We start from the raw sequence: 16269 nt of genomic DNA on the forward strand, positions 1-16269 counted from the left end.
TGGTCTTCGTTATTATACTATGTTAACTAATTATTAAAAAACAAATTGTCAATTTTAAATTGAAAAATCAACAAAAAAAGCACTCAATAAATAAATATAAAACAAATATACTAAATATTTTCTAAAATAAAAACAAAAAATACATAGATAAAAAATGAATCCCACGCCCTTTTAATAGACCTTATCTATTAACACAAACTTCACAATTAATTAAAATTCTCCTAAAGTTTTCTTAAAATCTTAGCCTTTATTTTGCCCTTGAAAAAGAAGTAAAAGAAGTAATAATGAAAAAACAACTCCACAAGAGCATTGTGCTACTTGCCTTGTTTTCTGCTGGCTATGCGTTTGCACAAAGTCAGATTCTGGAAGGTAGGGTATTGGATGAAAAAGACAATACTCCTATACAAGGTGTAAAAGTAAAAGTAAATGATCAGGAAGTAACTACTGACATTTCCGGATACTACTCTATCAACTTATCACCCGGCACCAATTACATTATAACAGTAAGTTCTAATGGGTACAACAAAAAAGAGATCAGTGAAGTTATTGTAAAAAATGACAGTAATACTCATCTTGATATTGTGTTGGACAAGCCAACTACCAAAGAAAAAGAAATTGAGGGAGTTGTCATCAGATCAAACGCCAGAAAAGAAACCATCGCTTCTACTATCGGATTGCAAAAGAATGCCGGCGTAGTTTCTCAGGTTATCGGGGTTGAAGCTATTAAAAGAAGCCCGGACAGAAATACCGGAGAAGTTCTGAAAAGAGTTTCAGGGGTGAGTCTATTCGACGGAAAATACATTGTCGTAAGAGGTTTATCTGACCGTTATAACCAGGCAATGTTAAATGGTATTCAGCTTTCCAGTACGGAACCAGACCGTAAAACATTCTCTTTTGACCTTTTTCCAGCGAACGTTATTGAAACACTGGTGATCAACAAGACCTTTATTCCTGAATATACAGGTGAATGGGGAGGCGGATTGATCCAGGTAAATACAAAAGATATTCCCAATAAAGATTTCCTGAATGTACAGGTAGGTGTTGGAGGTAACACCGCCACTATGGGGCAGGAATTTTATATGCAGAAAGGCGGAAAATGGGACTTCTTAGGGATAGATGACGGTACAAGAAAAATTCCTACTAATATGCCTGCCAAAAATGCATTCAGTATTTTAACAGAAGCGCAGAAAACTGAAATTGGTAAAGGATATACTAAGAATTTTGGATACAACACAGTAGGATACCCTGAAAATATCAGTTTTCAATTGGACGGAGGTTTCAATACAAAGCTTTTCGGAAAGGATCTAGGGGTAATCGCAGTAGTGAATTACAGCAATAATAAGAGAAGAACAGAGTCTACCAACCGTTTCTTTACCATCAACAATCAACTTGCAGACACCAACTTTGATTATTTTACTGAAAAGTACAGTAATGACGTGATCCTGGGAGGGATGTTGAACCTTTCTTTAAAGTTTAACAACAATAATAAAATTTCCCTAAAGAACATCATCACCAGCAATACGGTGAACCATATGTCTTTCAGAACCGGAAAAGATTTCGAATTTGATCCGATCAATGGAACCAACATCATGGCAAGGGAAATAGGTTTTAAACAAACTACTTTCTATAACTCTACCATCAATGGTACTCATAAAATAGATGCTCTGGGTGGCTTTACGGTGAACTGGTACGGAAGTTTCGGGATCCTGGATCAGTATATTCCATTGCTACAGCGTCTGCAGTATAACCAATATACAAACATAGACGGAAGCCCTTATCTGGCATTGATCTCTAACGGTCTTTCCCAGAAATCCGGGAGTGTTTTCTACTCTACTCTGAGCGACTATTTATATAATGCCGGTGGGGATATTTCTAAAACATTCACAATGTTTGGGCAGAAACAAACCATCAAAGGTGGGTATTTGTTCCAGGTAAAAGACAGAATTTACAACTCAAGACCTTTCTCTGTAAGGCTTGAAAATTATAATCAGGGATTACTTTCTCAACCATTTGAGACTATTTTTAATCCAAACAACTTCGGGAACGACGGAAGATTTACGTTTGATGAAATCGCCGGAGATCAGTACCGATATATCGCCAACACGATCCTTAATGCAGGATATTTACAGTTTGACAACAACTTTACACCATGGTTAAGAGCTATTTGGGGATTAAGAGTTGAGAATTTCGACCAGTTAGTGGGAAGCACAAAAAGAAGTGACGACCGTTTTGTAAATACACGGGTAACCGACTTCTTACCAGCAGTAAACTTAACATTCAAGATAAATCCTAAAATGAACATCCGTCTTGCAGGTTCTCAAACTGTGGTAAGACCGGAATTCAGAGAGGTTTCTCCTTTGGCATATTATGATTTCGATCTGGGAGCTACTGTGATTGGTAACAAATCTATTGAAAGAACGAAAATTACAAATGCTGACCTTCGTTGGGAATTCTATCCAAGAAACGGAGAGATCGTTTCCGTGGCAGGTTTCTATAAAAACTTCAAAAAGCCGATCGAGCTGTACTTTAACCAATCAGGGGTAGGTACAAGTAACACGTTCAACTATCTTAACGTAGATAAAGCCGATGCTTATGGAGTGGAGCTTGAATTCAGAAAAAAACTTGACTTCGCAAGCGCTCTTAAAAACTTCACTTTAGGTGGAAACTTCGCATTGATCAAGAACAGAGTAACAGATGAGGCTACGAAGATCGACAGACCCATGCAGGGACAGTCTCCGTACACCATCAACTTAAGCCTTCAGTATGATGCAGAGAAAAGCGGATGGAGCTCTACTGTACTTTTCAACATGATCGGGAGAAGAATACTTTATGTAGGAAACGATCAGGTTCCACCAATCTGGGAAGCACCAAGACCTTTACTAGACTTCCAGGTAGCTAAGAAAATCTGGAAAAACAAAGGAGAAATCAAGCTTAATGTTTCAGATATCCTGAACCGTCGTGCTAAGTTCTACCATGACCTGAACGACAATGGCAAATATGACGGCAAAGATGCTCTTGCTATTGAAAGACTTACGGGAACCAATATCAGCTTAACACTGGGATACAGTTTTTAATTCAATCAACAAATAATCTAATAAAAATAATTTAATTCTTTATAACATGAAAAAGTTCGTTTTATATTCTTTAATGCTTGGCGCTATAGTATCAACTACCGCTTGTAGAAATATAGAAGAAGATGGACCTACCATCATTCAAAATGGAGGTAACGGAAACGGAGAAACTGAAAATCTTATTCTTTCAGGAAAAATCACATCAAATCTTACCCTTAAAGCTAATAAAATTTATAAACTAAGAGGATTAGTATATGTAACAAATGGAGCTACTTTAACCATCGAGCCTGGTACAAAAATCGTAGGTGAGGCAGATAAAAACGGTGCTCTTATCATTACAAAAGGAAGTAAAATAATGGCGGAAGGAACTGCTGCGAACCCTATCATCTTCACATCTGAAAAACCAAGCCCTAAAAGAGGTGACTGGGCAGGTGTTGTGATCTTAGGAAATGCCCCTACCAACGCATCTTTCGGTGGTGTAAATGGTGTTGGAGAAATTGAAGGAGGAATCAACAACTCTGAAGGTCTTGGACTTTACGGAGGAACGAATGCTGCTGATAACAGTGGTATCTTAAAATATGTAAGAATTGAATATGCTGGATATGCTTTCTTACCGGATAAAGAGATCAACGGACTTACATTCGGAGGAGTTGGTAACGGTACTACAGTAGATTATGTAGAGGTTGCTTACGCTAACGATGACAGTTTTGAGTGGTTCGGAGGTACCGTAAACTGTTCTCACCTTATTTCTTACAAAGGTCTTGATGATGATTTCGATACTGATAACGGTTTCTCAGGAAATATACAGTTCGGTATTGCGGTAAGAGATCCTCAGGTAGCTGACGTTTCAGGTTCTAACGCATTTGAGTCTGATAACGATGCAAACGGTTCTTCTTTATTACCTCAAACATCTGCTACATTCTCGAACATGACGATCATCGGGCCAATCAACTCTGCGGCTCCTGGATCTATCAACTCATTATTCCAGAATGCATTACAGATCAGAAGAAACTCTACTATATCTGTATTTAACTCAGCGTTCACAGGATTCCCTGTAGGTTTATTCATTGATGCTACTAAAGGTACACCAACAGATAACAATATTGTAGGAAACAGATTATTCTTTGAAAACAATATTTTAGCAGGAAACACGACTCCTTTAAAATTCGGACCGTCTACTTCTACGCCAACAACTTATACAATCAACGACCTTACAAGCTGGTATAATGCTAAAGGAAACACGATCCTTGCTTCTACCGCTGACTTAAAACTTGCCGGTGCATGGGCTCCTGCAGGAACAACACCAAACTTTACGCCTTCTGCCGGATCTCCATTATTAACAGGCGGAGTCTTCACCAATGCTAAACTGAGCACTTGGTTCAAGAAAGTAACGTACAGAGGTGCTGTTGCAGATGCTAATGACACTTGGTATGCTGGATGGACCAACTTTAACCTGTAATATTTTACATCAATATAGTAGTTAGATTTCATTTCAAATCAAAAGCCTTCGGAACTCTTTCCGAAGGCTTTTTGTATATAATCACCTCAAACAGGAATTTTCAATATGAATAAGTGTTTACATTGAATAAGCGTACACCATAAATTCCATCACAATCCGACTCCCTATTCAACATCCAACTAAGGATGAATTCAACATTTCTTATACTCATATGTACAATTAATCTCTACGAATCACTAAAGCAAATTGAATTTCTAAATCTTAATTACAAAAAAAACAGCCACCGAAAACACGATGACTGCTTCACAAAAAACAAGGGTATAAAAATAGGGGGCTATATACAATTTTACATTACTGTCATTCTGACGAAGGAAGAATCTCATAATATAGCTTAGATTCTTCATTTCACTTCGTTACATTCAGAATGACAGAGTCATCATAATAAGATAACCGCATTAGTGCAAAATTGTGTGTAATTACCTAAAAATATATACGTTTCAATTAATTTCTCAGGAACAAATTCCCGTTATGCATCAAACCTTTTATCTCAGAAATTCTGGAAACAGCTTCTGCCGAACATGAAGCATCTGCAAGGACTACTGCTGCTTCATCACCAGCTTTAGGCCATTGCTGATTCCCTTTCTCATCTAAAGGAAGCGTACTCTGAGTCGCAAACTGTAACGCTCTGGACAATGCCAATTCTGTTGCATACCCATACAGTTCGGCAATCAGATTAGCTTTCTGAAGCATACTTCCGGATCCGAAAGTACTCCAATAATCCTGTACATTATCATTTCCTATCAATACATTTACGCCATATTTTTTCAAAGTTGGAATAGGCATTATGGTTTTATTGAAAGGTACGGAAGAAGCAATCCCAACCTTTCCTGCGGCCAGTCTTTCTGCAATCTGTTCTGTTTCTTTAGGAGAAAGATGAGCCAAGGCAAAAGCATGGCTTACAAATGTTTTTCCCTGAAGTGCAGGATTTTCAATTGCTTTATCTATCAGATAGTTGATGGTCTTTATTCCGGACTCTCCTACTTCATGAAGGTGAATATCTATTCCTTTCTGATGATCCAGTGCAAGCTGTACAGTAAAATCCATGACTTTCTCAATACTCCCATCAATACTTAAAGGATCCAATCCGCCAATAAAGCTTACACTTTTAAGCTGAGCGGCTTCTTTCATTAAAGGAACCGTTTCTGTATAATAAACTCCATGCTGTGGAAAGGCAACCAGTTCTGCTTTAAAAGAATCTTTTTTATTTTCAAGAGCCTGTTCAAGATGTTCAAGAGATTTCAAGCCTGAAGTCGGGTCTATATTGAAATGGGTTCGGGCAAAATGAGTCCCGTAATGTTGCTGTAAACTGATAAGCTGCTCTGCTCTTTCTACGGATGTTTCCAACAGTTTGGGAATGATTTCCTGTTCATAGGCAATCATATCTTTTACGGTTCTTCTCTTCGGAGAAAGTGCCTGCCACGGAAGTCCGTATAATGTTTTATCCAAATGAATGTGCATATCCCGAAATGCAGGAAGCATCAGATATCCTTTGGCATCTATTGCATGGGAAGAAGGATCGTTGGTTTTTATCTTTTTAATTTTTCCATCTTCAATTTCGATACTGAAAAGGTCTGTTTTTGTACCAATAACCTCTTCATTTTCGTATTCAAAACCTGTTTCCAGGCGGACATTTTTTAAGGTATATTTTCCTTTTGCAGCTGATTGATAAGGGAATTGCATGATTTAATATTTTAACCCTACAAAATTACATCAGCTTCATCCGAAAACCGGTGTATTAATTATGTCTTATTTTGTATAAATTATTCCTTGAACTGGGAAGGAGTCATCCCTGTCTGTGCTTTAAAGAATTTTGAAAAACTCGCATGGTCATAGAAACCGAGGTCGTATACAATATCTTTCACCGACATTTCAGACACTTTTAAAAGGCGCTTTGCTTCCAGTAAAATACGATCCTGAATAAGAGATGAAGCAGAAGCATTAAGATTTTTTTTACAGACAATATTCAGATAATTGGCAGAAATATTAAGCTTATCCGCATAAAAGGAAACAGATCGTTCTGTTTTGAAATGATGATCAATAAGGGACAGGAATTTTGAAATGATAGGGTTTGAATTGTAGACTTCAAAATCTTTAAAAGCTCCTTCCACCGTTTTACTGACCAATAAACCTATGAGCTCACTACGTTTCTGAATAAGATCCCAAAACACATTTTCTCCATTCAGTTCTTTCTGAATAGCCTGAAATTCATACAGAAACACCTCAAAATCATCTTTAGAAAGGTTAATAACAGGATGATTCTGATAATAAGAAGCGGAAAATCTTAATGAAGGTAAAAAACTTTCAAACCAATCTCTGCTGATCATCAACTGATATCCCACAGTGTCCTTTTCAATGACCCACTGATGAACCTGATCCGGAAAAACAAGATGAATCTGGAAGTCTTTCACCTGATATTCTGTAAAATCTATGGTATGTGAGCCTACTCCATGCTCAAAAAGATTGATGATAAAAAAGTCATGCTTATGAGGGGCATCAATAGAGCGTGCTCCATGAAGTTCATTGAACAACAAATGACAGCCTTTCAGCTGATTTTCATTAAACTCATGAATTCCTAAAACCGGAAAATGTTCTGTATGATAGCTCACGCAACCTGTATTTCTTCTAAAATTAATAAAATTTATGAGAAAAAATAAAATAACCACAAAAGAAATTACGATTCCCTTTGTGGCTAAAAAACACTCACTAAATTATATTCTGTTTTGAAAAATCAAAGAATTTATCGTTTAAAATATCCGAATTTCAAAGAAATAGGAAAGCTTTCACCGTTATGAATCTTCAGTTAAAAAACAACATTTCCCTGATGCACCAGTGACTTCACTTCAGAAATCCTTGATACTGCCTCTGCTGAACAGCTTGCATCGATCAGAACAAAATCTGCCTGATCACCGGCCTTAGGCCACTGTTGAGTTCCTTTATCATCTAACGGAAGTATATTTCCTGTGGCCAATTTCAAACTTCTTGACAGCATCAACTCAGTTGAATACCCATATAACTGCGACATCAGATTGGCTTTCTGAAGTACACTTCCTGTTCCAAATGTATTCCAGTGATCTACAATGCTGTCGTTACCGGTTAAAACCGTTACATGATGTTTGTATAATGTTGGAATTGGCATAATCATTCTTCCAAAAGGAATGGTAGAAACGATTCCGATCTGTGCTTCTCCCAGTTTTTCTGCAATTTCTTCCTGCTTTGTGGCTTCCAGTTTGGCCAATATAAAACAGTGGCTCAGATAAGTTTTTCCTTTTAATGAAGGATTTTCATTCACCTTTTTAATAAGATATTCTACTGTTTTTAATCCGGAATCGGCAGTTTCATGTAAATGAATATCGATGCCCTTTTTGTTGTCTAAAGCCAGCTGAACAGTAAAATCCACTACCTTTTCTATATCACCATCTATATTGAATGGGTCTACTCCACCAATGAAATCGATATCCATGGCGGCAGCTTCTTTAAGATAAGGTACAGAATCTGTATAAAATACTCCATGTTGCGGAAATGCTACCAATTCTGATCCAAATCCTTTCTTTTTGTTATCTAAAGCTTTCTGAAGATTTTTTAAAGACTGCAGTTTTGAAGTTGGTTCAATATTCACATGACTTCTTGCAAAAGAAGTTCCTTTTGATTGTAATAATTCAATCATTTTTTCAGCTTTGAATGTTGAGTTTTTCAACATTTCAGGGAGAATCTTCTTCTCAAGCTCAATCATTCCTTTTACGCCTCCGGTTCTTTTTCTCACGGCCTGCCAATGATCTCCATAAAAAGTTTTATCCAGATGAATATGCATATCTTTAAATGCAGGCAACATCAAAAGGCCTTTGGCATCTATTGCTTTAGAATGCGGCTGATTAGGAGCAATCTTAGTAATCTTTCCTTTTTCAATTTCTATATAGAACAGATCGGTTTTGGTAGAAGCAACTTCACCTTCTTCGTAGGTAAAACCTGTTTCAAGACGAACGTTTTTAAGACTTATTTTCCCTTTTGCCAGACTATTATTCTGTTCAAAAAGCGGTGATGCTGTCATGATACTGGGTATTAAAGTAAATCCCGCCATTGCCAATGCTGAATTTCTAATAAAATCCTTACGGGATATGGTATTGTCTGAAGTCTTCATTTCCAATCTATTTATGACAAAATTAAAAAGAAGTACTCTGAACGAGGTGTATGGTTTATTACAAAATCTGTATGATTTATGCTTTGTAGCGGTTACTTGCTAAAATACCTGGTTTATATTTTCAAATTACAATAAAAAGGCATCCATGGCAATTGTCATTCCGTAGCAATCCAGATTATGTTGTTTTACTTTGTTGAGAATCCTTCGGAGTGACAAACATTATGGATATTTTATCAAGCTCTTTATCCATTACGAAGAAACATGAACTTCTTTTGCATAGAAAAACCGGATTTTTAAATCCGGTTTCACTTATTTTTACTCGTTAGAATATTCAAATTTTCTTACTGCTTCCAGTGTCATATCAATTTCCTGATCCTTTATAGCATCACTGATGAAATAAGTTTCATATCCACTTGGTGGAAGGTAAACACCCTTTCCAAGCATTTGATGGAAGAAATTATTGAACAATGCATGATTAGCTTCCTGTGCTTCATCAAAATTAGACACGCTTTTGATATGGAAAAATACGGACATCATTGAACCTTTTCTGTTGATTCTATGGGCGATTCCTTTTTCATTTAAAATTTTTCCAATTTCAAAATCTAAGGTTTCTGTTGTCTTATTTAACCTGTTGAAAAATTCAGGATCGTTTTTAATCAGTTGAAGTGTTTTTAATCCAGCTCTCATAGCCAAAGGGTTACCACTTAATGTACCTGCCTGATATACACCTCCTTTTGGAGCCAGATGATCCATAATTTCATTTCTTCCCGCAAAAGCACCTACCGGAAGTCCTCCTCCGATTACTTTTCCGTAAGTAACCAAATCTGCTTTCACATTGAAAAGTTCCTGCGCTCCTCCAAATTCTAATCTGAAACCTGTCATTACTTCATCAAAGATTAATAAAGCTCCGTTTTCGTCACAGATTTTTCTTAAGTTCTGTAAGAAGTCATTTTCAGGTAAAACGCATCCCATATTTCCTGCAACAGGTTCTATGATGACGGCAGCAATTTCTCCCGGATTATGACGGAATAAGTCTTGGACCTGCTCAAAATCATTATAACGAGCCAATAACGTATCTTTTGCTGTTCCTGCTGTTACTCCCGGAGAGTTTGGATTTCCGAAAGTAGCGGCACCGCTACCTGCTTTGATCAGGAAAGAATCCGAATGCCCATGATAACATCCTTCAAATTTCACAATTTTATCTCTTCCCGTGTAGCCTCTTGCCAGTCTGATAGCACTCATACAAGCTTCTGTTCCTGAAGAAACCATTCTGATCTGATCAATATTCGGAACATTTTCAATAATAAATTTGGCAATTTCAGTTTCCAGTTCTGTAGGTGCTCCGAAAGAGAATCCTTTTTCTGCCTGGATTTTAAGTTCTTCCAATACTTCAGGATGAGTGTGTCCCAAAATTGCCGGTCCCCAAGAATTGATATAATCAATGTAGGTATTATCATCGGCATCAGTAAGGTAAGCACCTTTTGCCGATTTCATGAAAACAGGCACTCCTCCTACGGATTTGAATGCTCTTACCGGTGAGTTTACTCCTCCCGGAATGTATTTGTAGGCTTCATCAAATAAAGCCGAACTTCTTTGATACTTCATATATAATATAAAAATTGAGAGGTAGGCAGATTATGTATAATAACCTATTCTCAACAAAATTAGTTTCGAGGTTTTCTATCTATTAAATAAATTAGCTGCCCTGCAGATGGCTGTTGTCCTTCATCCATTCTGTTTTTAGCATATAATTTATGTAGTTTAATTCCGAATTTCTGAGCAATATCGTGCATATCTTCTCCAGATTCGGCTTTATAAGTAGCTGTATTTCCTGTAGAGTTTTTAGATTCAAGGAAGACGATATCGTTTTTCTTCAACGTTTCATTGTCCAGCTCGTTCCATTTCATCAGTCGGCTTTCGCTAACTTTAAATTTGTTGGCTATGAATTTTATATCGGTATCTTCAGGAATTACAACATATTTCAGACCGTCATTAGGGTGGCTTTTAATCAGGATCGAGTTAAGAATTTCCGCTTTCGTTTTGATTCTTTCCACTCTTTTCTGCTGCTGAGCATAAGAGGTCTGCTTGTAAGGAACCTCTACAGTCACCGGTTCTTTCACTTTCCTTCCGGCTTTAGATGGTTCCAGCTGTGCCATGAAAGTTCTGTCGTCCTTCAGATCCGGATACATTTTAAGAACAGCATACAATACTTCGTTAGAGTTGGTATTGTCGTATTCGTATAGTTTATACTTTTCAATTTTGGTGATCAGAATGGAAGCATAACGTGGGTTGGTAGCATATCCCGCTTTTTTCAGTCCGGTGGCCCATGCTCTGTAATCTTTCATATCCAGTTTAAAAAGATTGGCGTAATACTTTCTGGTGGATAAAAATATGGAGTGATCTTCGTAAGACTGTCTTGGGTCTTCATATACACGGAAGCACTCGTTTGGAGCATCATCTGTGTGTTTCATTGTTTTCCCCGTCCAATCTTCTTTACATTTGATCCCGAAATGGTTTTTACCTTCCAGCGCCAATCTGCTCTGTCCTCCCCCTGTTTCCAAAAGTCCCTGGGCAAGGGTAATAGAAGCCGGAATTTTGTATTTTTCCATTTCTTCTACTGCATACTTTGCAAATTTCTGAATGTACTGATCTTCGGTTGCCCAGCTTTGGGCTGAAAATTTTGATAAAACTAAAAGGCTTATGGATAGAAAAAGTCTTTTCATGTTTTTCAATTTTACTTATATAATTAAATTTCTATTCTGTTTTTCTAAAAGCAGATTAGCTCCTTCAATCCCCTGCAAACCGCCTGTATGAAAGCACAAAATTCTGCTGTTTTCAGGAAAATAATCTTCATCAATCAGTTCAAAAACTTTCTTCATCATCTTTCCTGTATAAATCGGTTCTAAAGGGATGTTATATTTCTCTTTAAAATCATTGATAAAATGGATATTTTCATCACTTATTTTACCATAACCACCAAAACTTGAATCTATTAGATTAAAGTTCTGTTTCAAAGTTAATTCAAAAATTTTACTTTCCAGTGAAGCATCATCAACAGCTTTAAATCCTATAACTTTCTGATTATCTTCACAAAACCTTGAAATACCCGCAACGGTTCCTCCGGTTCCGACTGCGGTGCAAAGATAGTCAAAATCTTTTGTTTGTTCATTGAGCATCATTTTCACCCCTTCTACAGCCTTTTCATTGGTCCCTCCTTCCGGAACCACTAATGCCTCCGGAAACTCATCCTGAAGGAATTCTGTCAGTTTTTCTTTATGACGGTATTCTTCGCGGGTGACAAATTTCAGGTTCATGCCGTTTCTTTTCGCAAAAACTAATGTTGGGTTATCCCGCCATTTATGTTCCAGCTCTTCTCCCCTTATGATCCCTAATGTTGGAATGCCTGCCAGGTTTCCTACTGCAGACACCGCTGCAATATGATTGGAAAATGCTCCACCAAAAGTAATGACATAAGGTTTCTCCGGATTTTTCTTCCAATAGCTGTTAATATTATAGAAAAGTTTCCAGTATTTATTTCCTGAAATTTGAGGATGAATAAGGTCTTCTCTTTTGATAAAAAGCTTTATCTTTTTATGGATAGGAATTTCCTGAATAGGAATAGGTTCTGTAGGAAGTTGTAATAGCATTCTGATTTTTTGAACTACTGAAGGTTTATTCTTTGCAAAAGTAGAAAAAGATTTGATGTTGCGAAGGGTTTCTTTTTTAACCGCAGATGACGCAGATTTTCGCAGCTGATTGGGTTTCAGATTATGCTTTCTTATGAGTAATGAAATGCATAAAGCGGTATGCAAATTTTATATTGAAAGACACCAAGTTTATGATTTTACAAATATTTTCTGAAGTTCCAGAATTTTCTTTTTTTGAGATAATTCAGATTATTCTCATTGGCGTAAGCTTCTCTTTCAAATGAGATTCTCCTGTAAGCAAGATCACCGTCTTTAAGCTTAAAAAACCAGTAATAATACTCGATTACATAGAAAATGTAGAAAAAAATAATGAGCATTTCCAGCTGTTGGCGCAAATGGATTTTTTCGTGATTGATAAGTATATTATTTTCCTTATCTTCGGGTCTCCTAATGAAGATAAAGGGAAAAAGAGCAATGCCGTTAATTTTTAATTTTTTTAAAGGCTTTTGGCATACAATTATCATATAACAAATATAAAAAGTTTTTTGACTTGCATTTAACTTATGGCCCATTATGATATCAAAGAAGGTGAAGACTTTTACTATAATGAACAGGGGTATAAAGTTTTTACAGAAAAGTTTCATCTGAAAAGAGGTCACTGCTGTAAAAGCGGCTGCAGACACTGTCCTTACGGGTACGATAAAAAGACTGATACATTCATTAAAAGTGATAAAAAAAATAAATAAAATGAAAAAGTATATTTTTATTTTGTTGGCATCTGCTACACTGGGATTAACTTCTTGTAGCCCTTTTCAGATACGCTCAGATTATGCTGATACAGCCAATTTCAATTCTTATAAAACATATAAAATCAGAATTGATGATCTAAAACTGAATGATATTGATAAAGACAGAGTTTTAAATGAGCTGTCGAGACAGCTTCAAAGTAAAGGACTTCAATCCGGAGAAAACCCTGATCTGATTATCAACGTAAAAGCAAACCATAAAAAAGTTACCGACATCAATACAACTTCTCCCTACGGAATGTGGGGCTGGGGCGGACCCTTCGGATGGGGTGTTGGCATGAACAGAACATGGACAAGCAACTACAACGAAGGAGCCATTATTGTGGATCTGATTGATGCAAAAACCAATAAACTGGTATGGCAGGGTATCGGAAGCGGAATTTCTGTAGATTCTCCAAAATCGAAACAAAGACAGATTCCTGAAATCATGGCCGAGATTATGAAAAACTATCCGCCACAGAAAAAATAAAATTTAAATCATCCATTATATAGCCGGCACATTTTTTTGTGCCGGCTTTTTTTTGAATGTCATAATTCCAGTATTCATAATGCATTACTCATCATTTATTTTTCACCTATTATTGAATGTAGTGCATTTAAAATTAACAATAATGTAATTTCTTATTGATAAAAATGTAGTATTCTTGCTGAAACTTGTATTGATATGAAAAAAATCATCTTATTTTCAGTATTTGCTGGATTGGCCCATGCACAGGCTCCTGCAGGATACTACAATGCCGCTAACGGATTGAGTGGCGCCGCTCTGAAAACTGCATTAAGCACTATTATTACCAACGGCCATCAGGACAAAGGGTACAATGGGTTGTGGACTGCCTATAAAACAACAGATATTGATCGAGATTATGAAAATGATGGTTCTATTCTTGATATTTATTCTGAAAAACCAGTGGGTGCAGATCCTTATAAATACACCCCCGGAACCAATCAGTGTGGGACGTATTCCACTGAAGGGAACTGCTACAACAGAGAACACATTATTCCTCAAAGCTTTTTCAATGAAGCATCACCGATGGTTGCCGATATTCACTTCATCCGAGCAACTGACGGAAAGGTCAACGGAATGAGAAGTAATTATCCTTTCGGGAAAGTGGGAAGTGCTACTTTTACTTCTAAAAACGGATCAAAATTAGGTTCTTCTTCATCTTCAGGATATTCGGGAACTGTTTTTGAGCCCATAGATGAGTTTAAAGGAGATGTTGCCCGTATGATTTTCTATTTTGTAACGCGTTACCAAAGCAAATTATCTTCTTTTTCTTCGGGAAATATGTTGGGAAGTTCTACATTCCCGGGATTACAGACATGGGAACTTAATGTTCTTCTTGCATGGCATAATCAGGACCCTGTTTCTTCGGCAGAGATCAAGAGAAATAATGCTTCTTACACATACCAGGGAAACAGAAATCCTTTTATTGATAACCCAAATTACGTCAATCTTATCTGGGGATCATCCAGTACGGGCAGTACGGGTACGACTCCAACCACCCCTACTAATCCTTCGAGCAGCTGTGCAAATGAAAATTTTGAAAATATTCCGGCTTCCAGTGCCTCTTATGACAATAAAACATGGAGCAACGGAGGAATTTCATGGACGGCTACGGATGCAAGAACAGATCAAACAGTTAATAACAGAGCAATTACCATAAGAAATGGTTCTTTAACTTCTGGAAACTCCGGTAATGGAATTGGTTCTTTAACAGTAACAACGCAGCTGAAGTTTTCAGGAACTAATGGAACTTTTGATGTAAAGGTGAACGGAACAAAAGTGGGAACTATTCCATACAATACTTCTGCCACTACTACAACGATCAGTAATATTAATATTTCAGGAAATGTATCGGTAAGTCTGGTGAACAATTCATCTAGTAACAGAGTTGCGGTGGATGATCTTTCATGGACCTGCTACTCTGGTTCTTCAGCGAGACAGGCTCAGAGCTCTGCTCAGGAAGTTGCTGCCCCTAGCTTTATGATTTCTCCTAACCCGGTAACCAACCAGGAAATTTTTGTAAAGGGAGATATTAAGAATGTTAAAAAAGCGGAGATTTATAACTTCCAGGGGAAAGTTCTTCAGAGTATTGATCAGCCCTTCAGAAATGGGAACTCCATCAGAACCGGAAACCTTGGTCAGGGAGTCTATATTTTAAAACTGGACCAAGCAACGTTGCAGTTTTTGGTAAAATAATTATAAAAAAGTATATAAAAAAGGTTGGTTTCTATTACAGAGACCAACCTTTTTAGATTATCAACGTTGTAATTGATCATTTTTTTAACTGCTGATCATATATGGTCACTGATCCTTCAACCATTCCGAAGAGATTTTATCTGCATCCGGATATCCTGAATCTTTAAGAAAGTCTTCCCATTCTTTATCTTTGAAAACAAACAGATTAGAGCGGGATTCATCGGGTTTATTCTCTATTTCAGTTTCACAGTAATAATAGATAAGATCATTGCTTTTCCAAATAGAAACTTCCTGACGGAATTTATTGGGTGATCTAATGATTTCACTGTCTTTGCCTTCAGGTTCAAACCTTTCCCGTATGGTATCAAAAAAAGGGGTACGAAGAGTCTTATTTAGATTTTCGAGAAGTGCTTTCTGTTCTTTTTCGGTGTAAATATCAAGTTGATACATTCCCAGTTCATCATTCTTTTCGTTGGCGAGAGCTCCGATTTCGGGGTTTACATTTCCATAATGCAAAACCACTTTATTGGTGTTTTTACTGTTTCTACCGTCTAGGCTTATTCCGTTAAAGTGCAGTAATTTCTCTGATGAAAAGGCCAGCCTGTCATTTCCTACAAGGGTACCCTCATCCGTCGTTACGGTATCACTGGCAGCCATTGCTCCTGCAGATTTTAAGATATTATTGATATTCTTACCGATATGAAGGCCTGCAAGGTTAAAGGGTTCTGTCTGGATGCTGTTCTGAACTTCGTTATGAGCATCACAGGATTTCTTTTTATGCTGACCACAGGATACCAATCCCACAAAAATGATTGGCATGAGAAGATATTTCGTTTTTTTTAGGCTTTTGTTCATATCCGGTTCTGATCATAAATCAGGATAATTTTAAAG

13 protein-coding genes are annotated in these 16269 nt (G+C 37.0%); 5 read left to right on the forward strand and 8 right to left on the reverse strand.

All coding sequences use genetic code 11. The features are described from left to right. Positions 1–284: 284 nt before the first annotated feature. Together ACQ76T_RS12675 and ACQ76T_RS12680 are read left to right on the forward strand one after the other, a co-directional pair. Entirely contained in the window at positions 285–3074 is a 2790-nt protein-coding gene (locus tag ACQ76T_RS12675) for a TonB-dependent receptor domain-containing protein (RefSeq protein WP_431343647.1), read from the forward strand. Positions 3075–3120: 46 nt separating this feature from the next. After that, complete coding sequence (locus ACQ76T_RS12680; protein WP_431343648.1) at positions 3121–4530, forward strand: hypothetical protein; 1410 nt, start codon at positions 3121–3123, stop codon at positions 4528–4530. 501 nt (positions 4531–5031) lie between these two features. On the opposite strand, the gene ACQ76T_RS12685 is transcribed toward ACQ76T_RS12680, so the two are convergent. The 7 genes from ACQ76T_RS12685 to ACQ76T_RS12715 all read right to left on the reverse strand — a co-directional run bounded on the left by ACQ76T_RS12685 (position 5032) and on the right by ACQ76T_RS12715 (position 12896). Beyond that, positions 5032–6270: an amidohydrolase gene (locus ACQ76T_RS12685; RefSeq protein WP_431343649.1), complete on the reverse strand. Its 1239-nt coding sequence runs from the start codon at positions 6268–6270 to the stop codon at positions 5032–5034. An 80-nt stretch (positions 6271–6350) separates the two neighbouring features. Beyond that, positions 6351–7196 (reverse strand): AraC family transcriptional regulator, encoded by an 846-nt coding sequence (locus ACQ76T_RS12690; protein WP_431343650.1) that lies wholly within the window; start codon positions 7194–7196, stop codon positions 6351–6353. A gap of 194 nt (positions 7197–7390) precedes the next feature. After that, on the reverse strand, positions 7391–8725 hold the full coding sequence (locus tag ACQ76T_RS12695; RefSeq protein ID WP_431343651.1) for an amidohydrolase: 1335 nt from the start codon (positions 8723–8725) through the stop codon (positions 7391–7393). 315 nt (positions 8726–9040) lie between these two features. Beyond that, on the reverse strand, positions 9041–10330 hold the full coding sequence (gene hemL / locus ACQ76T_RS12700) for a glutamate-1-semialdehyde 2,1-aminomutase (protein WP_431343652.1): 1290 nt from the start codon (positions 10328–10330) through the stop codon (positions 9041–9043). Positions 10331–10389: 59 nt separating this feature from the next. Continuing rightward, positions 10390–11448, reverse strand: coding sequence for a glucosaminidase domain-containing protein (locus ACQ76T_RS12705; protein ID WP_431343653.1), 1059 nt, complete (start codon positions 11446–11448; stop codon positions 10390–10392). A gap of 15 nt (positions 11449–11463) precedes the next feature. Then, positions 11464–12372 (reverse strand): 1-aminocyclopropane-1-carboxylate deaminase/D-cysteine desulfhydrase, encoded by a 909-nt coding sequence (locus ACQ76T_RS12710; protein WP_431343740.1) that lies wholly within the window; start codon positions 12370–12372, stop codon positions 11464–11466. A 197-nt stretch (positions 12373–12569) separates the two neighbouring features. Then, positions 12570–12896, reverse strand: a complete 327-nt coding sequence (locus ACQ76T_RS12715; RefSeq protein ID WP_431343654.1) for a hypothetical protein — start codon at positions 12894–12896, stop codon at positions 12570–12572. A gap of 39 nt (positions 12897–12935) precedes the next feature. On the opposite strand from ACQ76T_RS12715, the gene ACQ76T_RS12720 reads away from it, so the two are divergent. The 3 genes from ACQ76T_RS12720 to ACQ76T_RS12730 all read left to right on the forward strand — a co-directional run bounded on the left by ACQ76T_RS12720 (position 12936) and on the right by ACQ76T_RS12730 (position 15378). Next, entirely contained in the window at positions 12936–13118 is a 183-nt protein-coding gene (locus ACQ76T_RS12720; protein ID WP_047420972.1) for a DUF5522 domain-containing protein, read from the forward strand. A gap of 1 nt (position 13119) precedes the next feature. Further along, a complete protein-coding gene (locus ACQ76T_RS12725; protein WP_431343655.1) occupies positions 13120–13647 on the forward strand; it encodes a DUF4136 domain-containing protein in 528 nt (175 codons plus the stop codon). A gap of 195 nt (positions 13648–13842) precedes the next feature. Further along, complete coding sequence (locus tag ACQ76T_RS12730; protein WP_431343656.1) at positions 13843–15378, forward strand: endonuclease; 1536 nt, start codon at positions 13843–13845, stop codon at positions 15376–15378. 105 nt (positions 15379–15483) lie between these two features. Here ACQ76T_RS12730 and ACQ76T_RS12735 read toward each other — a convergent pair whose 3' ends face one another. Further along, positions 15484–16197 (reverse strand): hypothetical protein, encoded by a 714-nt coding sequence (locus tag ACQ76T_RS12735; RefSeq protein ID WP_431343657.1) that lies wholly within the window; start codon positions 16195–16197, stop codon positions 15484–15486. Positions 16198–16269: the final 72 nt, after the last annotated feature.

The sequence above is a fragment of the Chryseobacterium sp. JK1 genome (genome assembly GCF_050632815.1).
Classification (GTDB): Bacteria; Bacteroidota; Bacteroidia; order Flavobacteriales; family Weeksellaceae; genus Chryseobacterium.